The sequence below is a fragment of the Curtobacterium sp. VKM Ac-1376 genome (assembly GCF_015351025.1).
GTDB lineage: Bacteria > Actinomycetota > Actinomycetes > Actinomycetales > Microbacteriaceae > Curtobacterium.
In genome coordinates this window covers 280,972-305,843 of record NZ_JADKRV010000001.1, presented here as the reverse complement: position 1 = coordinate 305,843, position 24,872 = coordinate 280,972, and the positions used below count along the sequence as shown (strand labels likewise).

At 71.2% G+C, this 24,872-nt stretch carries 25 protein-coding genes and 2 tRNA genes; 10 read left to right on the top strand and 17 right to left on the bottom strand.

What is annotated here, in order from left to right; translation table 11 throughout:
- Positions 1–49 precede the first annotated feature (49 nt).
- Positions 50–499, bottom strand: a complete 450-nt coding sequence (locus tag ITJ56_RS01470) for a MarR family winged helix-turn-helix transcriptional regulator (protein ID WP_194626805.1) — start codon at positions 497–499, stop codon at positions 50–52.
- Positions 500–633: 134 nt separating this feature from the next.
- On the opposite strand from ITJ56_RS01470, the gene ITJ56_RS01465 reads away from it, so the two are divergent.
- A complete protein-coding gene (locus ITJ56_RS01465; RefSeq protein WP_194626795.1) occupies positions 634–1,824 on the top strand; it encodes an MFS transporter in 1,191 nt (396 codons plus the stop codon).
- 77 nt (positions 1,825–1,901) lie between these two features.
- On the opposite strand, the gene ITJ56_RS01460 is transcribed toward ITJ56_RS01465, so the two are convergent.
- The 4 genes from ITJ56_RS01460 to ITJ56_RS01445 all read right to left on the bottom strand — a co-directional run bounded on the left by ITJ56_RS01460 (position 1,902) and on the right by ITJ56_RS01445 (position 5,038).
- A tRNA-Ser gene (locus ITJ56_RS01460) sits at positions 1,902–1,990 on the bottom strand.
- Between the two features lie 532 nt (positions 1,991–2,522).
- Positions 2,523–2,717, bottom strand: coding sequence for a hypothetical protein (locus ITJ56_RS01455; RefSeq protein ID WP_194626793.1), 195 nt, complete (start codon positions 2,715–2,717; stop codon positions 2,523–2,525).
- A 16-nt stretch (positions 2,718–2,733) separates the two neighbouring features.
- On the bottom strand, positions 2,734–3,414 hold the full coding sequence (locus ITJ56_RS01450; RefSeq protein ID WP_194626791.1) for a GntR family transcriptional regulator: 681 nt from the start codon (positions 3,412–3,414) through the stop codon (positions 2,734–2,736).
- Between the two features lie 169 nt (positions 3,415–3,583).
- On the bottom strand, positions 3,584–5,038 hold the full coding sequence (locus tag ITJ56_RS01445; RefSeq protein WP_323749687.1) for an MFS transporter: 1,455 nt from the start codon (positions 5,036–5,038) through the stop codon (positions 3,584–3,586).
- A gap of 205 nt (positions 5,039–5,243) precedes the next feature.
- On the opposite strand from ITJ56_RS01445, the gene ITJ56_RS01440 reads away from it, so the two are divergent.
- Together ITJ56_RS01440 and ITJ56_RS01435 are read left to right on the top strand one after the other, a co-directional pair.
- On the top strand, positions 5,244–6,629 hold the full coding sequence (locus tag ITJ56_RS01440) for an AAA family ATPase (protein ID WP_194626789.1): 1,386 nt from the start codon (positions 5,244–5,246) through the stop codon (positions 6,627–6,629).
- Positions 6,622–8,640, top strand: coding sequence for a VWA domain-containing protein (locus ITJ56_RS01435; protein ID WP_194626780.1), 2,019 nt, complete (start codon positions 6,622–6,624; stop codon positions 8,638–8,640). The genes ITJ56_RS01440 and ITJ56_RS01435 overlap by 8 nt, the downstream gene beginning before the upstream one ends.
- A gap of 71 nt (positions 8,641–8,711) precedes the next feature.
- On the opposite strand, the gene ITJ56_RS01430 is transcribed toward ITJ56_RS01435, so the two are convergent.
- The 3 genes from ITJ56_RS01430 to ITJ56_RS01420 form a co-directional block, all read right to left on the bottom strand.
- Positions 8,712–9,470 carry an SCO1664 family protein gene (locus ITJ56_RS01430; RefSeq protein ID WP_194626778.1) on the bottom strand — a complete coding sequence of 253 codons (759 nt, stop codon included), beginning with the start codon at positions 9,468–9,470 and terminating at the stop codon, positions 8,712–8,714.
- Entirely contained in the window at positions 9,467–9,994 is a 528-nt protein-coding gene (locus tag ITJ56_RS01425; RefSeq protein ID WP_194626777.1) for a DUF3090 domain-containing protein, read from the bottom strand. Before ITJ56_RS01425 ends, ITJ56_RS01430 begins: the two co-directional genes overlap by 4 nt.
- 72 nt (positions 9,995–10,066) lie before the next feature.
- Entirely contained in the window at positions 10,067–10,783 is a 717-nt protein-coding gene (locus ITJ56_RS01420) for an MSMEG_4193 family putative phosphomutase (protein WP_194626775.1), read from the bottom strand.
- A 68-nt stretch (positions 10,784–10,851) separates the two neighbouring features.
- On the opposite strand from ITJ56_RS01420, the gene ITJ56_RS01415 reads away from it, so the two are divergent.
- The 3 genes from ITJ56_RS01415 to ITJ56_RS01405 all read left to right on the top strand — a co-directional run bounded on the left by ITJ56_RS01415 (position 10,852) and on the right by ITJ56_RS01405 (position 13,740).
- On the top strand, positions 10,852–12,084 hold the full coding sequence (locus ITJ56_RS01415) for an MFS transporter (RefSeq protein WP_194626773.1): 1,233 nt from the start codon (positions 10,852–10,854) through the stop codon (positions 12,082–12,084).
- Positions 12,085–12,094: 10 nt separating this feature from the next.
- Complete coding sequence (locus ITJ56_RS01410) at positions 12,095–13,249, top strand: AI-2E family transporter (RefSeq protein ID WP_194626771.1); 1,155 nt, start codon at positions 12,095–12,097, stop codon at positions 13,247–13,249.
- A gap of 62 nt (positions 13,250–13,311) precedes the next feature.
- On the top strand, positions 13,312–13,740 hold the full coding sequence (locus ITJ56_RS01405; protein ID WP_194626769.1) for a BLUF domain-containing protein: 429 nt from the start codon (positions 13,312–13,314) through the stop codon (positions 13,738–13,740).
- Between the two features lie 56 nt (positions 13,741–13,796).
- Here the strand turns inward: ITJ56_RS01405 and ITJ56_RS01400 are convergent, their stop codons facing one another.
- Both ITJ56_RS01400 and ITJ56_RS01395 read right to left on the bottom strand, forming a co-directional pair.
- Positions 13,797–14,405, bottom strand: a complete 609-nt coding sequence (locus tag ITJ56_RS01400) for a TetR family transcriptional regulator (RefSeq protein ID WP_194626767.1) — start codon at positions 14,403–14,405, stop codon at positions 13,797–13,799.
- Positions 14,406–14,476: 71 nt separating this feature from the next.
- Entirely contained in the window at positions 14,477–14,947 is a 471-nt protein-coding gene (locus ITJ56_RS01395; RefSeq protein WP_194626765.1) for a BLUF domain-containing protein, read from the bottom strand.
- A gap of 256 nt (positions 14,948–15,203) precedes the next feature.
- On the opposite strand from ITJ56_RS01395, the gene ITJ56_RS01390 reads away from it, so the two are divergent.
- From ITJ56_RS01390 to ITJ56_RS18205, 3 genes are all read left to right on the top strand, one after another.
- Complete coding sequence (locus ITJ56_RS01390) at positions 15,204–16,466, top strand: Gfo/Idh/MocA family protein (RefSeq protein WP_416354742.1); 1,263 nt, start codon at positions 15,204–15,206, stop codon at positions 16,464–16,466.
- A 77-nt stretch (positions 16,467–16,543) separates the two neighbouring features.
- Positions 16,544–17,557: a LacI family DNA-binding transcriptional regulator gene (locus ITJ56_RS01385; protein ID WP_323749686.1), complete on the top strand. Its 1,014-nt coding sequence runs from the start codon at positions 16,544–16,546 to the stop codon at positions 17,555–17,557.
- 141 nt (positions 17,558–17,698) lie between these two features.
- Positions 17,699–18,487, top strand: coding sequence for an SDR family NAD(P)-dependent oxidoreductase (locus ITJ56_RS18205; RefSeq protein ID WP_323749685.1), 789 nt, complete (start codon positions 17,699–17,701; stop codon positions 18,485–18,487).
- Here the strand turns inward: ITJ56_RS18205 and ITJ56_RS01375 are convergent.
- The 5 genes from ITJ56_RS01375 to serS all read right to left on the bottom strand — a co-directional run bounded on the left by ITJ56_RS01375 (position 18,462) and on the right by serS (position 22,010).
- A complete protein-coding gene (locus ITJ56_RS01375) occupies positions 18,462–19,025 on the bottom strand; it encodes a GrpB family protein (protein WP_194626760.1) in 564 nt (187 codons plus the stop codon). The genes ITJ56_RS18205 and ITJ56_RS01375 overlap by 26 nt on opposite strands.
- Positions 19,022–19,546 carry a GNAT family N-acetyltransferase gene (locus ITJ56_RS01370; RefSeq protein ID WP_267239009.1) on the bottom strand — a complete coding sequence of 175 codons (525 nt, stop codon included), beginning with the start codon at positions 19,544–19,546 and terminating at the stop codon, positions 19,022–19,024. Before ITJ56_RS01370 ends, ITJ56_RS01375 begins: the two co-directional genes overlap by 4 nt.
- Positions 19,547–19,560: 14 nt before the next feature.
- Positions 19,561–19,645, bottom strand: a tRNA-Ser gene (locus ITJ56_RS01365).
- 239 nt (positions 19,646–19,884) lie between these two features.
- Positions 19,885–20,748 carry an HAD family hydrolase gene (locus tag ITJ56_RS01360; protein WP_194626756.1) on the bottom strand — a complete coding sequence of 288 codons (864 nt, stop codon included), beginning with the start codon at positions 20,746–20,748 and terminating at the stop codon, positions 19,885–19,887.
- Positions 20,745–22,010, bottom strand: a complete 1,266-nt coding sequence (gene serS, locus ITJ56_RS01355) for a serine--tRNA ligase (RefSeq protein ID WP_194626754.1) — start codon at positions 22,008–22,010, stop codon at positions 20,745–20,747. Before serS ends, ITJ56_RS01360 begins: the two co-directional genes overlap by 4 nt.
- 55 nt (positions 22,011–22,065) lie before the next feature.
- Here serS and ITJ56_RS01350 point away from each other — a divergent pair, with 55 nt between their 5' ends.
- Positions 22,066–23,136, top strand: a complete 1,071-nt coding sequence (locus ITJ56_RS01350) for a diacylglycerol/lipid kinase family protein (protein WP_194626752.1) — start codon at positions 22,066–22,068, stop codon at positions 23,134–23,136.
- A gap of 194 nt (positions 23,137–23,330) precedes the next feature.
- Here the strand turns inward: ITJ56_RS01350 and pheA are convergent, their stop codons facing one another.
- Both pheA and ITJ56_RS01340 read right to left on the bottom strand, forming a co-directional pair.
- Positions 23,331–24,287: a prephenate dehydratase gene (gene pheA, locus ITJ56_RS01345; protein ID WP_194626750.1), complete on the bottom strand. Its 957-nt coding sequence runs from the start codon at positions 24,285–24,287 to the stop codon at positions 23,331–23,333.
- Between the two features lie 39 nt (positions 24,288–24,326).
- On the bottom strand, positions 24,327–24,872 hold the full coding sequence (locus tag ITJ56_RS01340; protein ID WP_194626741.1) for a MarR family winged helix-turn-helix transcriptional regulator: 546 nt from the start codon (positions 24,870–24,872) through the stop codon (positions 24,327–24,329).

Sequence of the window (24,872 nt, the reverse complement as noted above, 5' to 3'; positions counted from 1 at the left end):
GGGGCGGAGGTGTGCCGGGCCTCCAGGCCGGGTGCGAGGTGACCCGAGGTCAGACGCGCGCGCCCTCGAGCCGGTCGACGGACTCGGCCAGGTCGGCGAGCTCGGGGACCCTGTGCGCCTCGGCGAGCGCGCCCTCGAGCGCCTCGGCGTGGATCGGGGTGGCACGCTCGAGCAGTGCCGCCCCGGCGTGCGTGAGTTCCGTGTACAACCCGCGGCGGTCGTCGGCGCACAGGACGCGGGTCAGGAGGGCGCGCTCCTCGAGCCGGTTCACCAGCCGGGTCGTCGCACTCGGACTGAGGGCGGCGGCGCGGGCGAGCTGCTGCATGCGCATGTGGAAGCCGTCCTGGCGACGGAGGGCATCGAGGACCGTGAACTCCACGACGGACAGGTCGACCTCGCGCAGGGCACGCTCGAGTCGCGTCTCAATCAGGCCGTGCAGCGCCGCCAACGTGCGCCACCCGTGGGCACGGACGGCAGTGGAGGTGTCGTCGACGGACATCGGGGCTCCTTCGGATCGCTGCGGACACAGGCACTTGCTTGCGCGGATACCCCGCGTGTGCAACTATCGATATGCCGCGTCCGCAACAATTAGCGTACGCGGTACAGCTGCACCGCACAACGGAAGGACACCCCATGCCCGCGGGACTCATCGCCCTGGCACTCGGCGGATTCGGCATCGGCCTCACCGAGTTCGTCATCACGGGACTGCTGCCCGAGGTGGCGGCCGACTACGGCGTCACCGAGACCACCGCCGGCTGGCTCGTCACCGGGTACGCCCTGGCGGTCATCGTCGGAGCCCTCGGCCTGACCGCGGCCACCACCCGGCTCCCCCGCAAGCCCGTCCTGCTCGGACTGCTCGTGCTGTTCATCATCGGCAACACCCTGTCCGCCCTCGCCCCGACGTACGGCGTGATGATGACCGGACGCGTCATCGCCGCGCTGTGCCACGGGGCGTTCTTCGGCATCGGCTCCGTCGTCGCCGCGAACATGGTCGAGCGGGCCAAGCGGGCCTCGGCCGTCGCCCTGATGTTCACCGGACTCACCGCGTCGAACGTGCTCGGCGTGCCCTTCGGCACCTTCCTCGGGCAGGCCGCTGGCTGGCGTGCGACCTTCTGGGCCATCGCGGCGATCGGGGTCGTCGCCCTGGTCGGTGTGCTCGTGCTCGTCCCCGCCGTCCGCTCGACCGAGGTCCCCTCGCTCGCCCGCGAACTCGGGGCCTTCCGCTCCGGGCAGGTCTGGCTGTCGCTCGGCATGACCGTGCTCGGCTACGGCGGCATGTTCGGTGCCTTCACCTACATCGCCTACACGCTGACCTCGGTGTCCGGGTTCCCGTCGTCGGCGGTGCCGTGGCTGCTCATCGTGTTCGGTGTCGGGCTGTTCGTCGGGAACTTCGCGGGCGGCAAGCTCGCGGCCCGCTCCATCGACCGCACGCTGCTCGTGGTGCTCGTCGTGCTGACCGTGGTGCTCGCGGTGTTCGCCCTCGTCGCGACCTCGCCCGTGCTCACCGTGATCGCCCTCGTGCTGATGGGGGCGTTCGGGTTCGCCACCGTGCCGGCCCTGCAGACGCGGGTGATGCAGTACGCCGACCACGCGCCGACCCTGGCGAGCGGGGCGAACATCGCCGCGTTCAACCTCGGCAACGCACTCGGGGCCTGGATCGGCGGGTTGACCATCGCTGCCGGGCTCGGGTACACGTCGCCGATCTGGGCGGGTGCCGGGATCACCCTGGCCGCCGTGGTGCTGACGCTCGTCGCCATGGGAGCGGTGCGTCGGGGTCGTGCAGCGACGCGGACCACGACGACGGGGAGCATCGCGACGGTCTGAGCCGAGCGCATCGGCTCCGAGAACGACGAAACCCCGGTCCGATCGGACCGGGGTTTCGTGCTGCTGTTCGTGCAGTGCGGAGACGGAGGGATTTGAACCCTCGGTCCCCTAAAGGGGACTCCACCTTAGCAGGGTGGTGCACTCGGCCGGACTATGCGACGTCTCCAAGCACTCTCGCGAGCGCTGCGACCACCATACAGGAGGACCGCGCCACTCTCGACCTGAGCGCACACCGGGCGTGGCAGGCACCGGGCGTGGCAGGCACCGGGCGTGGCAGGCACCGGGAAGCGCGGTCCCCCGAAGTGGGGACACCGAGGGGTTGTCCGCGTGTACCCCGCTGCATAGCATCGTCGGGACGCGGCAATCACGTTCCGGGGCTCGTTCCCGTCGTCGCGACACAGCACCCGACGTCGTTCCCCGTGCGGCCCGGCGCGCCCGATCGCGTGGCGCCCGCCGGGGAACGGCTTCCTGGGGGCGCGGCCCACCACCGCGCCTCCGTTCTCGGCGTTCCGGGGTCGTTCGACCGGGACGGCTCGGTCCGCGCTCGGCGACGGCCAGTCCGGCGAAAGCGACACTGTGCCGCCGATCCGGCCCGACCGTGCCGCCAGAGCGACAGTGTGCCGCCGATGTTCGGTGGCACACTGTCGTTTTCGCGAAGAGGGGGCGACGCCCGCCGACCGACCGCACCCGCGCCCGGCTCAGTACCCGAACGCCTTGGAGCAGGTCTGCTGGTCGGCGAACTGGCCCTCGGGCCCGTCAATGGTCTCGGGCGTCGCCGAGGGGGTGCGTGGTGCAGCGGACGACGCGGTGCCACCAGACGGAGCTGCCGGCGTCGCGGGCTCCGGCGCAGCGGCCGGCGACGACGGTGCGGCGGTCGGCTGCGTCGAGCGCATCCGCAGGTGCCGCGGGTCAGGCCGGTACGACCACCCGGAAGCGGTCGGGCAGCGCGATCAGGGCACTGGACAGGTCGAGGAGCGCGGCGGCGCAGTCGTCGAGGGCGTCACGGTCGGCGGCCTCGACCGCGCGCTCCACGATGTCGACGCGTCGTCGCCGATCGACCACGGCGTCGATCCCGTTCGCCAGGGCGACGTCGTCGGTGAAGAACATGTCGAGCAGGATGCGCTGCGACTCCAACCAGTCCCCACTGACCGTCGACCCCCGCCGCCGCAGGTACCAGGCTCCGAGCTCGACGAAGGCGCCCGCCTCGGTCCAGCACTCCCGCAACCACATCTTGTCGAACCGGTCTTCGGACCCCGCGGAGCACGAGGGCGGATCGACGAGCATGGTCTGCGCGATCCGCAGGCGTTCGATCATCTGGTCGACGGACCACTGCGAGATGACGACACCGACGTACCGCTGCACGGTGACGAGTTGCAACGACTCGAGCGTGACCAGGGCTTCCCGTACGGGCGTGCGCGACACCCGCATGTCCTCGGCCATGGTGTCGAGCCGCAGGCGCTGCCCCCGCCGGTACTCGCCGCGCAGCACGTTGTCGAGCAGGCGGAGGAACACGGCGTCGCGCAGCAGACTGCGGCGCAGGCCGTGGGGATCGAGGCCGCCGGCCCCGGCCCGCATGGGCGTCTTCTCCATGAGCCCAGACTCACGCACGAGTGGAACCCCCGCGGGGGATGCTGCCGCTGCCGTGGATCATCGTCGCCGGTGTCGCGCTGTGGAGGAGTGCCATGCAGGCACAGTGACAGCGCCACGACGGCGCCGCTAAACACTCTGAATACAGAATGTCAGCGCATCGCTGCGGGCCTCACCGCCGGTCGGCCTTCGCGTCGCCGGTCAGCACTGAGAGCGGCTGGGTGACGTCCTCCAGCCCCTTCCGGGCGGCATCGACGCCGAACACCAGCGCCACCACACCGCCACCGATCATCACAGCGGACCCGAGCAGGTACCCCCAGAACAGCGGCTCGCGGGACGACCCGTCACCGATGAAGGCGCCGTAGATCGCCGGCGCGATCGCGCCGAAGATCTGCGCCAGGGCGAAGAAGTACGAGATGGCCTGCGACCGCAGCTCGAGCGGGAAGATCTCGCTGACGGTCAGGTAGGCGCTCGACGCCCCGGCCGAGGCGAAGAAGAACGAGACGCACCAGAACGCCACCTGCACCGTCGCCGAGATCGCGTCGGCGCGGAACAGGAACGCCGAGGCGGCGAGCACGAGCCCCGACACCAGGTACGTCAGGAAGATCATCTGGCGACGACCCCACGTGTCGAAGAAACGCCCGAGGACGATCGGCCCGAGCAGGTTGCCGATCGCGAACGGGAAGAAGTAGACCGCCGTCTCCGCCGTCTTCAGCCCGAAGAAGTTCGTCAGCACCAGCGCGTAGGTGAAGAAGATCGCGTTGTACAGGAACGCCTGCGTGATCATCATGGTCGCGCCGACGAGGGTGCGGGTCGGGTACTGCTTCAGCAGCACGCGCGCGATGGTCAGGAAGCCCACGCGATCGGTCGGCGTGACCGTCATCGCCTTCGACCGGTCGACTTCGGGGAGTTGCTTGCCGGTCGCCTGTTCCACCGACGCCTCGATGCGGCTGACGGTGGCCTCGGCCTCCTCCTCGCGCCCGTGGGTCATCAGCCACCGCGGACTCTCCGGGATGTGCCGTCGCAGGAAGATGATCGCGATGCCGAGCACCGGGCCGAGGAAGAACCCGATGCGCCAGCCGACGTCCTCGGCGAAGTACGACGTGTCGAGCAGGTAGATGTTCGCGAACGCGCCGAGCGCCGCACCACCCCAGTAGGTGCCGTTGATGGCGATGTCGACGTGCCCGCGGTACTTCGCCGGGATGAGTTCGTCGATCGCGGAGTTGATCGCCGCGTACTCGCCACCGATGCCGAGCCCGGCGACGAACCGGAAGGCCGCGAGGAACCAGAAGTCCTGCGCGAGACCCGCGATGCCGGAACCGATCAGGTAGATCGCCAGTGTGAGGATGAAGAGCTTGCGGCGCCCCAACCGGTCGGACATGCGCCCGAACACCAGCGCACCGACGACCTGCCCGACCAGGTAGATGGTCCCGAGGGACGTCACCTGCTGCGTCGACAGGTTCAGGTCGGCCTGGAACCCCGCGTTGGACACGATCTGGATCTCCAGACCGTCGAGGACCCACGAGATGCCGAGTCCCACGACGACGCTCCAGTGGAACCGGGTCCACGGCAGTCGGTCCATCCTGGCGGGCACCAGGCTCTTGATGGTTGCGTTCGCGCTGCTCACGAAAGGGGACCGTACGCCGAGGTCGCCGATGTGGTTCGGATGCGGAACGAGGGACCGGGGACGGAGCCGGATCCCCCTACTTCGAATCCGGCTCCGTCGCCGGGATCTCAATGATCGCAAGTGCTGTGGAAACCCACAAGGGACGGGAGGCGCGGTGCGCGGCTGGCACCGCGCCTCCAGACCGGAACGGCGTACCGTCCAGAACGTGACCCGACCTGACATCCGCACGGTCGGCGAGCTCCGCACCTCTGGTCACGTCCAGAAGACGGTCCGCGCCGAGATCCGCGACAACCTGCTCACCGCCCTGCGACAGGGCACCGATCCGTGGCCCGGCCTGCACGGCTTCGAGACCACCGTCATCCCCCAGCTCGAACGCGCCCTGATCGCCGGCCACGACGTCGTCCTGCTCGGCGAGCGCGGCCAGGGCAAGACCCGCCTGCTCCGCACCCTGCAGGGCCTGCTCGACGAGTGGACGCCGGTCATCACCGGTTCCGAGCTCGGCGAGCACCCGTACGAACCGATCACCACCGCGAGCATCCGGCGCGCCGAAGACCTCGGCGACGCCCTGCCGATCAGCTGGCGACACCGCGACGACCGCTACGTCGAGAAGCTCGCGACGCCGGACACGAGCGTCGCCGACCTGATCGGCGACGTCGACCCGATGAAGGTCGCCGAGGGACGCAGCCTGGGCGACCCGGAGACCATCCACTTCGGGCTCGTTCCCCGCGGTCACCGCGGCATCGTCGCGATCAACGAACTCCCCGACCTGGCCGAGCGGATCCAGGTCGCGATGCTCAACGTGATGGAGGAGCGCGACGTCCAGATCCGCGGGTACGTGCTGCGGCTGCCGCTCGACGTGCTCGTCGTCGCGAGCGCGAACCCGGAGGACTACACGAACCGCGGCCGGATCATCACGCCGCTGAAGGACCGCTTCGGCGCCGAGATCCGCACGCACTACCCCATCGAGCTCGACGACGAGGTCGCCGTCATCCGGCAGGAGGCGCAGCTGACGGCCGAGGTGCCGGACGCGATCGTCGAGATCCTCGCCCGCTTCACCCGGGCACTGCGTGGCTCGAGCGCCGTCGACCAGCGCAGTGGCGTGAGCGCCCGGTTCGCGATCGCCGGCGCCGAGACGGTCGCCGCCGCGGCCGTGCACCGCGCAGCGCGGCAGGGTGAGCCGGACGCCGTCGCCCGCCCGATCGACCTCGAGACCGCGGTCGACGTGCTCGGCGGCAAGATCGAGTTCGAGAACGGCGAAGAGGACCGGGCCGACGAGGTCCTCGCGCACCTGCTGCGCACCGCGACGGCCGAGACCGTGCGCTCCCGCTTCACGGGCCTCGACTTCGCCGTGCTGGTCGACGCGCTCGACGGCGGCACGATGGTGACCACGGGCGAGCAGGTCGGAGCGCGGGCGTTCCTCGAGGGCCTGCCGTCGATCGGCGAGTCGGACCTGTACGACCGGGTGTGCGAGCGCCTGGGCGCGACGAACGACGGCGAGCGGGCTGGCGCGATCGAGCTCGCCCTCGAGGGGCTGTTCCTGGCCCGACGCATCAGCAAGGAGTCCGGCGGGGGCGAAGCCGTCTATGGCTAGGCAGAACCGGCGCCTGACGCGCGACACCCGGTACGGCCAGTACACCGACGGACCGGACCCGCTCGCCGCCCCGGTCGACCTGGCCGAGGCGCTCGACGCCATCGGGCAGGACGTGATGGGCGGCACGTCGCCCGAGCGGGCGATGCGGGAGTTCCTGCGGCGCGGCGGTCGGACGCAGCGCGGCCTCGACGACCTGGCCCGCCGGGTGGCCGAGCGCCGCCGTGAGCTCACCAGCAGGAACAACCTCGACGGCACCCTGCAGCAGGTGCGCGAGCTCCTCGATGCGGCGCTCCTCGCCGAGCGCGGGGAACTCGCCCGCAACGTCGACTTCGGCGACGGTGACCGTGCCCTGGCCGAACTGCAGCTCGACAGCCTGTCGCCCTCCCCTGCAGCCGCAGTGCAGGAACTGGGCGACTACGACTGGAGGAGCCCGACCGCCCGCCAGAAGTACGACGAGATCAAGGACCTGCTCGGGCGAGAGGTCCTGGACCAGCGCTTCGCCGGCATGAAGCAGGCGCTCGAGGGCGCCACGGACCAGGATCGCGCCGCGGTCAGCGCGATGATGCAGGACCTCAACGCCTTGCTCGAGGCGCACGCCCGCGGCGAGGACACCCAGCAGCAGTTCGACGACTTCATGGACCAGCACGGGGAGTACTTCCCGTCGGACCCGAAGAACGTCGACGAGCTGCTCGACGACCTGGCGGGCCGGGCGGCGGCAGCACAGCGCATGCGGAACTCGATGACACAGGAACAGCGCGACGAACTCGACGCGCTCGCCCAGCAGGCGTTCGGCTCCCCCGACCTGATGGGGCAGCTGTCCCAGCTCGACGGCACCCTGCGCGCACTGCGCCCCGGCGAGGACTGGGGCGGCTCGGAGCGGCTCGACGGCGAACAGGGCCTCGGGCTCGGTGACGGCACCGGGGTGTTCCAGGACATCGCGGACCTCGACGCCCTCGCGGACCAGCTCGCGCAGTCCGGACCCGGGTCGGAGCTCGACGACCTCGACCTCGACGCGCTGTCCCGGCAGCTCGGCGACGAGGCCGCGGTCGACGCGAAGACCCTGCAGCGCCTCGAGCAGGCGCTCCGGAACTCCGGGGCGCTGCGCCGCGGAGCCGACGGGCAGCTCCGGCTGACGCCGAAGGCGATGCGGCAGCTCGGCAAGAGCCTGCTCAAGGACGTCGCGCAGCGAATGTCCGGTCGACAGGGCGCGCGGGACCTCCGTCGCTCGGGGTCCGCCGGCGAACCATCGGGTGCGTCACGGCAGTGGGCGTTCGGCGACACCGAGCCCTGGGACATTCCCCGCACGATCACGAACGCGGTGGTCCGGACGGCGGCCAGCGGTCCACAGGGCGCCGGCGTGCGCCTGACCATCGACGACGTCGAGGTGCAGGAGACCGAGGCCCGCACCCAGGCCTGCGTCGCCCTGCTCGTCGACACGTCGTTCTCGATGGCGATGGAGGACCGCTGGGTCCCGATGAAGCGCACGGCCCTGGCGCTGCACACCCTGGTGTCGACTCGGTTCCGCGGTGACGACCTGCAGCTCATCGCGTTCGGCCGCGAGGCCGAGGTGATGGACGTCGAACAGCTCGTCGGCCTCGACGCGATGTGGGACAAGGGCACGAACCTGCACCACGCCCTGCTGCTCGCGAACCGGCACTTCCGGAAGCACCCGACCGCGCAGCCCGTCCTGCTCATCGTCACCGACGGCGAGCCGACCTCGCACCTCGAGCCGAACGGGCAGGTCTGGTTCGACTACCCGCCGGACCCGGTGACGATCGCGCTGACCGTGCGGGAGCTCGAGAACAGCGGACGCCTCGGTGCCCAGACGACGTTCTTCCGCCTGGGCGAGGACCCGGGCCTGGCGCGGTTCATCGACGCGATGGCGAAGCGGGTGGACGGCACGGTCGTGGCACCGGAGAACGACGACCTCGGGGTCGCCGTGGTCGGGTCGTACCTCGGCTCGCGTCGCGGGGCCGGCGGCGCGCTCTTCCGCGACGACTGGGGGCTCTGAAACCGGCGACGGACGGCCTGGAGGCCCGTGGCGGGCCCGCCACGATCCTCCAGGCTGTGGACGGGGTGCGTCTAGAACAGCGGCCAGGGCACGGCGGGGCCGTGACCGGGCGGCGGCGGGAAGATCCCGACGGCGCGCAGGGCGGCGCAGCGTGCCCGGACCGTGTCGATCTCCTCGTCGGTCAGGTGCTCGGCGAGCTCGTCACCGAGACCACCGCGCAGGGCCTCGGACACCCGGTCCAGGCCCTCGAGCTCGTCGGGACCGAGCGGCTCGCCGATCCAGCCCCACAGGACCGTCCGGAGCTTGTGCTCGACGTGGAAGGTCAGTCCGTGGTCGACGCCGAAGCGGTGGCCGTCGGGCATGGCGAGCACGTGCCCGCCCTTGCGGTCCGCGTTGTTCACGACGACGTCGAAGACGGCCATCCGGCGCAGGGGTTCGGAGTCCTCGTGCACCAGCGTCACGGGCTGGTCGTCCTCGTCGATCGCCTCGAGGACCGGCAGCCAGGCGACTCCGTCCGCCTCGGCGACCTCGGGTGCGACCAGGTCGACGGCGTCCTGCTCCGGGTCGACGTCCTGCCAGCGCTGGACCATGCCCGGCCCGAACGGACCGTCGCCCATCCACGTCGGCGGCACGATCCCCCAGCCGAAGGCCTCGGACACCAGGTGCGCCGCGACCTCGCGACCGGCGAGCGTGCCGTCCGGGAAGTCCCAGAGCGGACGCTCACCCTCGACAGGCTTGTAGACGACGGAGTGCCCGTCCAGGTCGGCGAGGAAGGTGGCGTTCGACGCCTCGCGGATGCGCGCCGTGATGGAGAGCGAACCGTCGCTCATGCGTCGCCGGGCGGACGGCCGGCGGCGACGACCTCACGGGTGCGCTCGACGAACGCCCGGGCGGTGCCGACCGGGATCTTCACCTGGAACAGCTCCTCGGGCTCCGGGATCTCGACGACGGCCTCGATCTCGAGGCCGTCCTCGCTCTCCTCGGACACGATCTCGACGTCGTCGTCGATCGGGTACGCCTCGATGACGACCTGCGCGGTCGACGGGTCGAAGCCCAGGCTCAGGGCGCCGGCGCGGAACTCCGCCTCGACCGGCTGGTCGAGCGGTGCCGCGTCCCGCAGTTCGACGGGCACCGACGGCGGCACGCTGAACCGGTTGTCGTCGACGGTGGCGACCTCGTCGAGGAGCTCGTCGATCTTGTCGGCGAGCACCGCGGTCTGCTCCTTCTCGAGCGCGACGCTGGTCACCCGCCTGCCGGAGCGGGCCTGGATGTAGAAGGCGCGCTCACCCGGACGGCCGATGGTGCCGATGACGAGGCGGTCCGGCCAGTCGAAGCCGTGGACGATGGTGGGCATACCCGCATTGTAGGAGGGCACGGCTCCGCCCGTTCAGGGTCTGGCAGGGCCGGTCCCGGCGTCGGGTCCTGGTCAGGCGCCAGCGGTGCCGGTGCCGGGTTCCGGGTGCCCCGCGCCACCGCCGACCGCGGCGTCCCCGGTCGGGGCAGGGGCACCGCGGAGCCAGGACAGATCGCCCGACTCGGTGTTCGTCGCGACGACCTCGGGCCGGTGCTCGCCGTAGCGCACGACGGACACCGAGGCCGGTCCGACGCCGATGCGCTGGAACAGGTCGAGGTGCATGCCGAACGCGTCGGCGAGGACGCTCTTGATGATGTCGCCGTGGCTGACCGCGACCCAGACGGCGCCGGGCCCGTGCTCCGCCTCGATCTCGGCGTCGATCCGTCGGACGGCCGCGACGGCGCGGGACTGCATGGTCTGCATCGACTCGCCGCCGGGGAACACGACGGCGCTCGGGTTCGCCTGCACGGTGCGCCAGAGCGGCTCCTTCGCCAGGTCGGCGAGCTTCCGGCCCTGCCACTGCCCGTAGTCGGCCTCGGTGATGGCCCGCTCGATCAGCGACGCCGGTTCGCCAGTCTGACGGTCCAGGATCGCGCGGGCGGTCTGCCGGCACCGTTCGAGCGGGCTGGACACCACGGCGACGACGGGGACGGCGGCGATGCGCTCCGCGGTCCGGTCGGCCTGGGTCCGCCCGACGGCGTCGAGTCGCACACCCGCGGTGCGTCCGGCCAGCACGCCCGTGGCGTTCGCGGTGGTGCGTCCGTGTCGGACGAGGAGGACGGTCGCCATGTGCCCGATCCTAAGCGCGGAGCCCGGCGACCCTTGACGGGCTGCCGTGGGACCGATCAGATGGTCGCATGGCCGGGCGACATCGACTCGCACTCTTCGCCACGTCGACGATCACCGGGTTCGGGATCGCCACGTGGATCACGCGGACGCCCGCCATCCGCGACGAGCTCGGTGCGTCGATCGAGGCGATGGGCCTCGTGCTGCTCGGGCTGTCGATCGGGTCGATGATCGGGATCCTCGCCGCCGGAGCCCTGGTGCGGCGTCTCGGCACGCGGCCGCTCATCATGCTCGGCGGGGCCCTGCCGGTGCTCGGCATGGTGCTCGTCGCCCTGCTCGCCCCGGCGCAGTCGGTTGCCGGGGTCTGGGCGGGGCTGTTCCTGATCGGGTTCGGCGCCGGGGTCGCCGAGATCGGGTTGAACGTCGAGGCCGCCGCGGTCGAACGGCGGATCGGTCGGCCGGTGGTGCCGGTGCTGCACGCCTGCTTCAGCCTCGGCACCGTCGTCGGTGGTGCGGTCGGCATCGCGATGACGGCGGCGCGGACCCCGGTCGGCGTGCACCTGCTCCTCGGCGCCGCGGTCATGGCGGCGCTGGCGGGGACGGCAGCCCTGAACCTCCGGCCGGTCCCCCGCGACGTCGAGTGGAAACCGCGGGCGGCTGCCGCGACCGCCGGCGTCGCAGCACCTGTCCGCCGGTCCGTCCTCACCGTGCAACTCGCGCTCATCGGCGTGATCACCCTGGCGATGGCCTTCGCCGAGGGCGCTGCCAGCGACTGGCTCCCACTCCTCATGACCACCGACCACGACGCTCCCGAGTCCGTCGGGTCCCTCGTGTTCACCGGCTTCGCCCTCGCGATGCTCGTCGGACGCGTGTCCGGCACCCCGCTCGTCGCCCGTTTCGGCCGCGCTCGGGTCATCCGGGTCTGCGCTGCGGTCGGTGTGGTCGGCGTCCTGCTCGTCGTCCTGTCCCCGACCCCACTCGTGACCGCGGTCGCCGCGGGTGTGTGGGGCCTCGGGATCGCCCTCGGGTTCCCGCTCGCGATCTCCGCCGCGGGCGACCATCCCACCGAGGGTGACCGCCGCGTGTCGGTCGTGGCCACCGCCGGGTACATCGCGTTCCTGGTGGGGCCCCCGCTGCTCGGGTTCGTCGGCGAGCACCTCGGGCTGCAGGTCGCGATGCTCGTGCCGGCCGCCCTGCTCGTCGCCGCGTTCGTGGTCGCCCCGGCAGCCCGGGGCGCCAGCGGAGACGACACCGGACGGACGATCGCCCCGGCGCAGGCGGCGCGTCGGTCCCCCGGTGGGTAGCGTCTCGGACATGCCGTTCTTCCGCGACGCTCCGCACCCGACCACCCCGCCCACGCCGTCGAGGGTCCAGGCGGCCTGGTCCGACTCCGCCGGGCACCTCGCGACCCGGTGCCTGCAGCTCATCATCCTCGTGGTGGTCATCGCCGGCGTCGTCTGGGCGAGCAACATCCTCAGCGTCGTCACGATCCCCGTGCTCCTCGCGCTCATCATCGCGTCGGCCATGCACCCGGTCGTGTCGTGGCTCCGCAAGCACCGGGTGCCCTCGGTCCTGGCCACCCTCACGGTGCTCATCGGCGTGCTCGCGGTCCTCGGTCTGCTCGGCTGGCTCATCGTCGTCGCGGTCGAGAACCAGTGGGCGGAGCTGCAGAAGTCCGCCGTCGACGGGTTCCAGCAGCTGCAGCAGTTCTCGAAGGACCTGCCGTTCTCGATCTCCGACAAGCAGGTCGACGACGCCGTCGCCGGCGCCACCGACTTCGTCACCAGCGCCCAGTTCGGCTCGGGTGCGCTCGCCGGCGCCTCGGCCACCGCGAACTTCCTCACCGGCCTGGTGCTCATGATCGTCGTGCTGTTCTTCTTCCTGAAGGACGGCCCGAGCATCTGGGAGTTCCTGCTCCGCCCCTTCACCGGCGAGCGGTACGCCCGTGCACGCCGGGTCGGTGACCGCGTCGTCTCGACCCTCGGTGGCTACGTCCGCGGCACCGCCACCGTCGCGGCGGTCGACGCCATCGGCATCGGTGTCAGCATCGCGATCGTCGGGGTCCCGCTCGCCCTGCCGCTGGCCGTCATCGTCTTCATCACGGCGTTCATCCCGATCGTCGGTGCGACCGCGGCCGGCGTCCTCGCGGCCCTCGTCGCGCTCGTCGCGCTCGGCCCCGTGCAGGCGCTCATCGTGATCGGCATCGTGATCGTGGTGAACCAGCTCGAGGGCAACTTCCTGCAGCCGGTCCTGATGGGTCGCACGCTCAAGCTGCACGGCCTGGTCATCCTGATCGGCCTGACCGCCGGCACCGTGCTCGCCGGCATCACCGGCGCCATCATCTCGGTGCCGCTCATCGCGGCGGGCTGGGGGGCGATCCTGGTCTGGGACGGCCCGGACACCCCGGCACGCCCGTGGCGGAAGAAGCGCAACGAGGACGTCACCGCCCACGAGCTCCCCCAGGGCTGACAGGGAGTCGCGTTGCGGACATCCACATCGCGCAATCCGGCTCGTGGCAGGAGGATGGACCCGTGCTCGTCTCGATCGTCTACATGAGTCGCGCCGTCGTCCCCTTCGACGACGACGCCCTCGCGGTGCTGCTCGCCGAGTCCCGGCTGCGCAACGAGGCGCTCGGGGTCTCCGGCCTCCTGCTCGCCAAGGGCGGTCGCTTCATGCAGCTGCTCGAGGGTCCGGCGTGGAGCGTGGACGACCGGTTCGCCGTGATCGCGAAGGACCGCCGACACACCGAGGTGAAGTCGCTCATCCGCGAGGACATCGAGCGCCGACGCTTCGACGGCTGGTCGATGGCACACCGCGCGCTCGACGACGCCGATGTCCGGGCCGAGGAGGGCTTCAGCCCGTTCCTCTCCGGAACGATGGACTTCCCACGCTCGTTCGACCGGACGAGCGCCGCGTGGCTGCTGAAGTGGTTCCGCGACCGCGAGCTCCACGACGTCTGACGTGATCGCTCGTGCGCGGTGTGGTGCGGTGCGCACGCACCGAGCACGAGCCGCGGTCAGGCGGCCCCGAAGGTGTCCTCCACCACGCCGAGCAGCCGGTCACGGTGCCTCGGGTCCGCCGTCGCCGCGATCACCACGCGCCACATCGTCGCCGCCCCCGCGAACAGGTCGGAGCGCCGGGTCCGGACGTCGGACACGAGCTGCACTCCCGTGAAGTACGGCACCACCGTCGAGCCGAGCTGCTCCGCCGTCAGGTCGGTGCGGAGCTCGCCGCTCGCGACGGACAGGCGGAACACGTCGACGATGCCGCCGATCCACTGCTCGTAGAAGCTCAGCGTCGCGGCCTGGAACTCGCCGCGCTCGAGCGACAGCCGGATCCCCGCCCGCACGATCGGGTCGGTCCGCAGGAGCGCAGCGATGCCGCGGGACGCCCCGATGAGCGCCGCGACGGGCGAACTGTCGGTGTGGCTGACGACGTCGAAGGTGCGTGCGTTCTGCTCGACGATGACGCCGAGCGCCAGGGCGAGTTTCGTCGGGAAGTAGAAGTGCAGGGTGCCCTGCGAGACGCCAGCGGTGCGGGCGATGCCCGCGATGGTCGCGCCGGCGAAGCCGACGCGGTCGAACTCCTCGGCCGCGGCCACCAGGATCTGCTCACGTCGCTCCACGGGTCCAGTCTGTCGGCCTGGAGGCGCGGGGCGGGTCCGCGCCGCTCCTCCAGTCCGAGGGGTGCGCGGTTTCAGGCCGCGTGTCGGCCGAGCGAGATCCGCTCCTCCGGCAGATCGCGCAGATCGCGCCCGCGGAACCAGTGGAGGAGCCACTCGGCGGGCGTGCCCGCCAGCCCGGTCGGCAGACCACTGCGGTCGCTGAGGAACGTGCTGAAGCCCGGCTCGTCGCGGATCTCGTCGGCGGTCGGGTTGCCGAACGCCATGGCCCAACCGTCGAAGCGACGCGCGGCGATGGACTCGCGTGACAGCGACTTCACGTCGGTGTGGCGCGGGTCGCGCTCGATGGCGGCGAAACGGTCCTCGACGCTCCAGGACGGGCCTTCGAGCACCTGCATGAAGCGGCCGCCCTTGGCGAGCAGGAGTCCGGAGACGCCGAGGGCGTCGTTGCGGAGCCGAGCCTCGCGCAGCATCGCGACCAGCTGGTCATCGGTCAGGTCGTCGACCGCGACCGACATGTAGACGAGTGAGGTGAGGGAAGTCATCCGTTGCAGTCTGGTTCGCGGTCCTCGGAGGGGTCAACGCGTCGTCCGCACAGCGCACCGGTCAGTGTCGAGACAGCTCATCGCACCGCTCCCGGAGGATCGTGTGGATCTACACGTGGGGAGTCGTTGCAACGCCGACCGAAGCAGCCGGTATCACCAGCGGTTGTCACGTGTAGACGAGGTGTGTCAGGATGGCCCTCGATCGCATCGGAGCGACCCGCTCGGCGACGCATCCCACACCCTGGAAAGGTCACTGATGATCTCTGTCGGCATGGTCGGCGCGGGCCAGTTCGCCCCCCAGTTCGCCAAGCTGTTCAAGCTCCACCCCGACGTCGACCGCGTCTACGTCACGGACCTCGTCGACGAGCGCGCGTCCGAACTCGTCGAGACGCAGCACCTCGACGGCACGTTCCCCGACTTCGACGCGGTGCTCGCCTCGGACGTCGACGCCGTCGCGATCTTCACGCAGCGCTGGACCCACGGCCCGCTCGTGGTCAAGGCCCTGCGCGCCGGCAAGCACGTCTACTCCGCCGTCCCGATGGCGATCTCCGTCGACGAGATCCGCGACATCATCCAGGCCGTCGGCGAGACCGGGCTCACCTACATGATGGGCGAGACGAGCTACTACAACCCCGCCACGGTGTTCGCCCGCAAGCAGGTCGCCGACGGGGCCTTCGGCCGGGTGTTCTACTCCGAGGGCGACTACGTGCACGACATGGACCTCGGCTTCTACGCCGCGTACCAGTACAGCGGTGGTGACGACTGGAAGCGCACCGCCAGCTACCCGCCCATGCTCTACCCGACGCACTCGGTCGGCGGGGTCCTCGGCGCGATCCCCGGGCACGCGGTCAGCGTCAGCTGCATCGGCGTGAAGGACGACCGCGGTGACGGCGTCTTCGACAAGGACCTCAGCCAGTTCGACAACGACTTCTCGAACGCCACCGCCCTGTTCGAGCTCGACAACGGCGGCGTCATGCGCATCAACGAGATGCGTCGCGTCGGCTACCCGTCGCACATCCGCGAGTCACGGTTCCGCTACTTCGGCACCGAGGCCAGCTTCGAGCAGCTCGCGAAGACCAGCGTCTGGCAGGACAAGGAGGACTCGCACGACATCAGCGACAAGATCAACACGCAGGCGACGATGTCGCTCGACGACCCGCGCCTGGCAGACGTCGACCCGTCCCTTCGCGAGGCGTTCGTGTCCGGCTACGCCGAGGTCCACGACACCGACCGCCTGCCGTCCGAGTACGACGGGGTGCCGACCGGCCACGAGGGCAGCCACCAGTTCCTCGCCGACGACTTCGTCCGCGCCGTCGTCGACCGGACCCTGCCGCCCGTGAACGCCTGGACCGCCGCCCGCTTCACCCTGCCCGGCATCATCGCCCACCAGTCGGCTCTGCAGGGCGGCGCCCGCCTCGAGGTGCCGGACTTCGGCGACGCCCCCGAGACGGCGAACGCGGCGGCGGGCGCTGCAGCGTCGGCCTGCGCTGCACCGTCGGCTACGATCGCGTCCGAGTAACACGTGTCGTTTCGGGCGCCGGTCCGTCGTGGGCCGGCACCCGAACGGCACTCCCGGACCCGACGAAGGTGGCACCCGTGACCGTCCCGACGAACCCGAGGGCGGTCACCCGTGCGGACGTCGCCCGCTACGCCGGAGTCAGTACCTCCGTCGTCAGCTACGTCGTGCACGACGGACCGCGCCCCGTCGCCGACGCCACCGCCGCCCGGGTGCGCGAGGCCATCCGGGTCCTCGGCTACCGCCCGAACGCGAGCGCCCAGGCCCTGCGCACCGGGTCGTCGAAGATGCTCGGCCTGATCGTCCCCGAGCTCGACAACCCGTTCTGGTCCGAGCTCGCCGTCGCGGTCACCCACGCCGCCGCCGCGCGTGGGTACGACGTCCTGCTCGCCAACAGCGACGGCGACGCCGCCCAGGAGCGCGAGCGGCTCCGCAGTCTCTCCGCCCGCCAGGTCGACGGCATCATCGTCACGAGCATCATGACCCGACCGGACCTGTCCACCGTCACCGACCCGGGCCTGCCGATGGTCCTGCTCAACACGTTCTTCGAGGTCCCCGAGTACGCCAGCATCGGTGTCGACGCCCTCCGTGGCGCCCACGACGGCACCCGGCACCTGGTCGAGCACGGCTACCGGTCGATCGGCCTCGTGATGGGCCACACCGGCTCGATGGAACTGCGCGAGCAGGGATGGATGCGCGCCCTCCGCGACGCCGGGCTCCCCGACGGCCCCATCGTCCGCACCGCCTTCACGCGGCGCGGCGGGTACGAGGCAGGACTCCGCATGTTCGCCGACGGCACCGGACCGCGAGCCGTCTTCGTCAGCTCCGACATGCAGGCCATCGGCGTGATGCGGGCGCTGTGGGAACTCGGTCTCCGGGTCCCCGAGGACGTCGCGATCGTGTCGTTCGACGGCGCGGCCGAGGCGGACTACACGAACCCGCAGCTCACGACGGTCCGACAGCCGATCGAGACGATGGCGGTCGCCGCGGTCGACCGCGTGCTCGGCCTCGACGCGGACAACCAGTGGCACCGTGACCTGGTGCCCGCCGAGTTGGTCCTCGGCGCGAGTTGCGGGTGCGACGTGCGTCGCTGACGCACCCACCAGACAGCCTGGGGGTCTACGCCGCCGGTTCCGGACGGACGCGCCAGCGGCGGACCGGCCGTGCCGGTGGGGAGGCGCGGGGCGGGCGCAGCCACCGCCCTCCCGTCCGTCAGCTGGTCGCGTTCAGGACGCGTGCTCCACAGCGGCGCTCAGGCGCGCGCCAGGATCGCCGGCGCCGACCCGCTCGTCGACGTCTCCGTCGAAGAGGTCGAGCGCGTCTTCGCGACGAACGTCTTCGGCACACTCCGCGTCGCCAAGGCCTTCGCCCCCTCGATCGCGGGCGGTGCGCTGATCGACGTGCACTCGGCGCTGAGCTGGGTCGCCCTCGCCGGCGCGTACTCGGCGTCGAAGGCCCCGTTCTGGTCGATCACGAACTCCCTGCGCCTCGAGCTCGTTCCCCAGGGCACGCAGGTCGTCGGCGCCCACCTCGGCACCACCGACACCGGCATGATCGCCGACCTCGACGTCGAGAAGTCCGACCCCGCCGACATCGTCCGCGCGATCTGGGACGCGGTCGAGGCGGGCGAGCACGAGGTCCTCGCCGACCAGGTCAGCCGTGACGTCCGTGCTGGCCTGAGCGCCCCGCTCACCGCGCTCTACCCGATGCTCGCCAGCGCCTGGGTCAGGGTCAGGGCGAGGTCAGCGCAGGCCGCCAACGAGCCCGGTGAAGATGATGAAGGCGAGCACGATCGGTGCCGCGACGACGACGCACGTCGCACGTCGCGAGGATCTTCTTCCCCCTCGGCGACTTCGGAACCCATCCCCCACCACCGGCTGGCATCGTCATGGGTCGACCGTACTCGACGGAGCGCTGACGGTTCTGGTTCACGAACACCCGGGTTCGTGATCGCTTCACCACTGGGACCCGCAGCAGCTCACTCGGTGAGCGCGACGGTCAACCGCCGGCGCCTCGGTCGGTGATCCGGCGGTTCGTGGTGGTGATGTCCGCGCACTCCGCGTCGGACAAGCCGCCGACACGCAGTATCCGCCCCAGCACCTCGCTCTTGCGCTCGATGTAGTCGTCGATGTCCTCGGCCTCGGCGGCCGCCCGGCGTTTCACGGCGGCGTACTCGTCGCGGAGCGCCGGGTCGGCACGCAGCACATCGCGGACGGCCAGGTGGTTCCGCAGCGCGAGCGACCCGGCTGCAACGACGTAGGTGTTCGTCGGGGCGAAACGGTCCGGGGCTCCGAACGCCTGCCGCCCCGGAACCCCCAGTTCACCGCGCGGCTCGAAGCCGATCCTCGCCATCGCCGCCACTGCAGCCGGGACGCCGGCAGCGTCGACCACGACGTCGACGTCGAGCACGGGCTTCGCCGCCAAGCCCGGCACGGAGGTGCTGCCCACGTGCTCGATGCTCCGGAACGGCACGTCGGCGTCGTCGAGCGCGGCGGCGTACGCATCGTGCAGCTGCCGGAACCGCTCAGGCCAGCCCGGTCGGTACTCGACGACCTCGATCACGGGGCCGGCGTCGGCGTCGGCGCGAGGAGCTGGAACATGACGTGGTCACGCCAGACCCCGTCGATCTTGATGTACTCCGGCGCGAAGCCGTAGCGGGTGAAACCGGCGGACTCGAGCGCACGCTGCGAGCCGACGTTCTCGGGCAGGGTCTCGGCCTGCACGCGGTGCAGTCGCAGCACGTCGAACGCGTGGTCAGCCGCGGCCCGGACGGCACGGGACGCGTGCCCCTGCCGCGTCCGGTCGGCACGGATCCAGTACCCCATCGCGCAGGACTGCAGGGCACCGCGGGCGACACCGTTCAGCGTGATGCGGCCGAGCAGTTCCCCGTCGGTCGACTCGATGACGAACGGCACGGCATTTCCGGCACGCTGCGCGGCGAGGGCCTGCGTGATGACGTCCCGCTGGCCGGACTCCGTGAAGTACGAGGGTGCTCGGCTCGGTTCCCACGGCCGCAGGTGGTCGGCGCTCGCGCTGATGACGTCCGCCAGCACTGCCGCGTCGTCGAGGCGGAGTGGGCGCAAGCGGGTGTCCATCGCGGAGGGTGTGGGATTCGAACCCACGAGACATCTCTGCCCACCTGTTTTCAAGACAGGCTCCATCGGCCGCTCGGACAACCCTCCAGTGACGCGACCACGTGGCGAGACGTGATCGCGTCCCGGGAAGTCTACCCGGGCCTCCAGGCAGGGGTGCGCGCGGAGGCGGACTAGCGGCGCCGCGCCCTCGCACCGTGCGAGGTCCCGCGCGCCCGCGCCCGAACGGTGCGAGGTTGCCGACTCGGTGCGGGGAGCGAAGCCCCGCACCGAGTACGGAACCTCGCACCACACGAACAACCGGCGCCGAGCACCGGCCCGCGCCCGCGTCAGCGGGGCAGGGAGTCGAGCGCCGCTGCCAGGCCGTCGTCGTTGATGCCACCGGTGAGCTCGTTGCCGGCGTCGACGACGTCCTCGGGCGCCTGACCCATCACGACACCGCGACCGGAGGTCGAGGCCCAGCGGAGCATGTCGATGTCGTTGCGGCCGTCACCCGCGGCGAAGACGCGCGAACGCGGGATGTCGAGCCACTCACGCACGCGCTCCATGGCGGTGGCCTTGGTGACGCCCTCGGGGGCGATGTCGAGCCACGACGTCCAGCCGACGGAGTACGAGACCTTGTGCAGGCCCATCTGCTCGACGATCTGCAGGAAGTCCTCGGTGTCGTGGCCGGGCGAGATGACGACGACGCGGGTGGCCTCGACGCCGAGCAGCTGCTCGAACGGCACGTGCTCGCCCTCGACGGTCATCGTGTCGTCGGGGAAGTTGCCGGAGAGCAGGAAGTGCCCGGTCTCGTCCTCGACGCCGAACGCTGCGTTCTCGAGCGATCCATGGATGGTCTGCAGCACCTCGGACGGGTCGAAGCGCTCGACGTGCTCACGCTCGTAGGAGCCGTCGGAGCGACGGGCCAGGATGAGCGCACCGTTGGCGCAGACCAGGTACTCCGGCCGGATGCCGAGGGTCTCGAGCAGGGGCACGGTCATGCCCTCGCTGCGGCCGGTTGAGAGCATGACCTCGTGCCCGGCGGCCTCGGCGTCACGGACGGCGGCGACGACGGCGTCGGTGACGACACCGTCCTCGCGCATGGTGGTTCCGTCGATGTCGAGCGCGACCAGCCAGCGCTTGGTGCGGGCGGGCGCGTCAGTGCCCCCGCTCGGTGCGGTGCTGTCCACGAACCGTCCCTGGGTGCTCATCGGGGCTCGATCACCTCGACGCCGCCGAGGTAGGGGCGCAACACCTCGGGCACGACGACCGACCCGTCGGCCTGCTGGTGCGTCTCGAGGATCGCGACGATCCAGCGCGTCGTGGCGAGGGTGCCGTTCAGGGTTGCGACCGGGGCCGTCTTGCCGCTCTCGGTGCGGTACCGGATGTCGAGGCGACGGGCCTGGTACGTCGTGCAGTTCGACGTCGAAGTGAGCTCACGGAAGGTGCCCTGCGTCGGGACCCACGCCTCGATGTCGTACTTCTTGGCGGCGCTCGTGCCGAGGTCACCGGCGGCGACGTCGATCACGCGGTAGTGGAGCCCGAGGTCCTGGAGCATCCGCTCCTGGTGGCCGACCAGGCGCTCGTGCTCGGCCTCGGCCTGGTCCGGGTGGACGTAGGCGAACATCTCGAGCTTGTTGAACTGGTGCACGCGGAGGATGCCGCGGTTGTCCTTGCCCGCCGAACCGGCCTCACGCCGGTAGCAGGTCGACCAGCCGGCGTAGCGGTGGGCCTGGCCTTCCTCGAGTGGCAGGATCTCGTCGGCGTGGAACCCGGCGAGGGCGACCTCGCTCGTGCCGGTCAGGTACAGGTCGTCGGCCTCGAGCCGGTAGACCTCGGCCGCGTGCTCACCGAGGAACCCGGTGCCGGCCATGGTCTCGGGGCGGACGAGCGTGGGGGTGATGAGCGGCTCGAAGCCGGCGGCGATCGCGCGGTCGAGGCCGAGCGACATCAGCGCGATCTCGAGCCGGGCGCCCATGCCGCGCAGGAAGTAGAAGCGCGAGCCGGAGACCTTGACGCCGCGCGGGATGTCGATGATGCCCAGGTGCTCGCCGAGGTCGGCGTGGTCCTTCGGCTCGAAGTCGAACTCCGGCTTGGTGCCGACGGTGCGGAGCGTGACGAAGTCGTCCTCGCCGCCCTCGGGGACACCGGGCAGCACGACGTTCGGGATACCGCGGACGACGGTGTTGAAGGTGTCCTCGGCCGCGGTGACGGTGGCCCCGGCCTCCTTCACCCTGGCGGCAAGCGTCTGCGCCTGCTGGACCAGCGCGGCCTTCTCGTCCTTCGGGGCCTTCGCGACGGTCTTGCCGAAGGCGTTCTGCTCGGCGCGGAGCGACTCGAACGAGGTGATCGCACTGCGGCGGGCGGAGTCGACGGCGACGGCCTCGTCGACGACGGCCACGGAGGCACCACGCGCCTGCTGTGAAGCCTTGATGACGTCCGGGTTGTCGCGAAGCAGCTGTGGATCGATCACCGCCCCATTCTAGACGGGGGCACCCGCACGCAGCATCGGTCGGTAGCGTGGACGTATGTCGACCCCTTCGGAGACCGCGCCCGCGGACCAGGACGCCCTCCCCACCGAGCAGCGGACGGCCGCGGTGGTGTACAACCCGGTCAAGGTCCACCTGCCGACCCTCAAGCGCACCGTCGACCAGCACCAGCAGGAGGCCGGCTGGGCTGAGACCCTGTGGTTCGAGACGTCGGAGGAGGACCCGGGCGGCGGCATGACCCGCGCCGCGCTCGAGGCGGGTGCGGACGTCGTCGCCGCTGCTGGCGGTGACGGCACGGTCCGGGCGGTCGCCGAGGTCGTGCACGAGGCCGGTGCCACCCTCGCGCTGCTGCCGAGCGGGACCGGCAACCTGCTGGCCCGCAACATGAAGCTGCCCCTCGACGACCTCGAGGCGAGCGCTCGGACGATCTTCCACGGCGACGACCGCCGTATCGACTTCGGGATGCTCAAGATCGAGCGCCCGGGCGGCGAACGTGAACGCTTCGGCTTCCTCGTCATGGCAGGCCTGGGGCTCGACGCCCGGATGCTCGTGAACACCCGTCCCGAGCTGAAGAAGAAGGTCGGATGGCTCGCCTACGTCGACTCGCTGTTCCGCTCGGTCCGCGACGCCAACGCGTTCGAGTTCCGCTACCGGCTCGACGACGACAGCAACCACTCGCTCCGCGCACACTCGTTGATCGTGGGCAACTGCGGCATGCTGCAGGCCGGGGCGATCCTGCTGCCCGACGCCGAGATCGACGACGGTGTGTTCGACATAGCCGTGATGCGTCCCCGTGGCTTCTTCGGCTGGGTCCGGATCGGCGCCCGGGTGTTCTGGGAGAACGGGATCCTGCGGGCCTTCCGTCGCTCGTCGCTCGGCAAGACGGCCGTGGGCCAGAAGATCGTGTCGAAGTCGCGTGAGGAACGCCCCTTGCGCTACCTGCGCGGGCAGGAGTTCACGGCGCGGCTCGAGCGTCCGGACGAGTTCGAGATCGACGGCGACCCTGTCGGCGAGGTCATCGCCTTCCGGTCGCGCATCGACCCGATGGGGTTGTCCGTGCGCGTGCCGGACCCGGCGGACGACCGCCACGGGTCGCGCCAGGTGCCCTGACCCGGGGATCCGCGGGCTCGCGGACTCCCCGTCGCTCCGTGCGAGGTTCCGTGGTCCGTGCGAGGGCCGCGGGCTCCCACCGAGTACGGAACCTCGCACCACACGGCCACGCGCCACGCGCCACGCGCCACCGCGGCACTGCGCCACCGCGCCACCGCGCCACCGCGGTAGCGGCACCCGCGCCGCGCGTGCCGCTACCGCGCCCCGGGCTCGCCGGACACGATGCCGCGCAGCCAGTCGCGCGCCTCGACGAACGCGGCGTCCGAGTAGCGGGCGGGCACCTCGGGGCGGGCACCGTCAGCGCGCGGGTACGACCCGAGGAACGTCACGCGCGGGCTGAACCGGCGGAGGCCGAGCAGCGCGTCCGCGACCCGCTCGTCCCGCACGTGCCCGTCGAGGTCGATGACGAACCGGTAGCGACCGAGCTCGTCGCCGATCGGGCGTGACGACAGCAACCCCATGTTGATGCCCCGCGTCGCGAACTGCTCGAGCATGTCGACCAGGGCGCCGGGGTGGTCGGCCGGCAGTTCAACGATGACACTCGTCTTGTCGGCACCGGTGGGTTCGGGCAGCGCGAGGGTCTTCGACACGAGCACGAACCGGGTCACCGCCGAGGCGTTGTCCCCGATCGACGACGCGAGCACGACGACGTCGTGGTGGTCGGTGATGCCGGGCGGGGCGACGGCGGCGTCGGCGGTGGGGTTCGCCTCGAGCAGTGCGAGGGCCGCGGCGACGTTCGAGGACGCCGGGATGTGGCCGTGGCCGGGAAGGTTCGCCTCGAGCCAGTTGTGGGTCTGCGCGTAGGCCACCGGGTGTGCGTTCACGGTGCGGACGTCGGCGAGGGTGGTGCCCGGGCGGGCGACGAGCACGAAGTCGACGGGGACCAGGTACTCCCCCACGATCCGTACGCCGGGGATCCGGGCCAGGGCGTCCTGCGTGGCGCTGACCCCGCCGTCGACGCTGTTCTCGATCGCGATGACGGCCCCGATCGAGCGGCCGGACATGACGTCGTCCAGGGCCTCGCCGACGTTGTTGACGCTCCGCCAGGGCTTGCCGGCGGCGGCCTCGACGAGCTTGAGGGCCGCCTCGGTGAACGTGCCGGCTGGTCCGAGGTAGGAGTACGTGTCGGACGGCGCAGCGGGGTCGGTCATGCGGCGAGCCTATTGCAGGGACACAGCCGCGAGCCTGCCTCAGTCCGTCGCCGCACCCGTCAGCCGCTGCTCGCAGATCGCGACGTCGTCGTCCTCGCGGGGGTACGTCAGCGCCGCGAACCGCCGCTCGGGGTCGAGCCGCGTCAGGAGCGACGCCGCGATGCCGTCGAGCTGCGCGACCTGCTCGTCACTGAGTGCGTCGATGACCATCCGGCGGGCGGTGCGGACGTGGTCCGGAGCCGCGTCGACGATGGTGGCGTACCCGGCGTCGGTCAGGCGGACGTCGGTGGCCCGGCGGTCCGAGGTCGACGGGCACCGGGTCACGAGCCCGCGCTTCTCGAGCCGGGACACCACGTGCGACAGCCGCGGCAACGAGGCGTTCGTGGCCGAGGCGAGCGCCGACATCCGCAGGGTCCGGGTGTCGGTCTCGGAGAGCATCGCGATGACCATGTAGTCGAAGTGCGTCAGGTCGGCGTCGCGCTGCAGCTGCTGGTCGAGCGCGGCCGGCAGGAGTTCCATGACGGCGACGAGCTTCATCCACGCGCGCAGCTGCTCGCGGGTGAGCCACGGGGTCTCGTCGGTCAT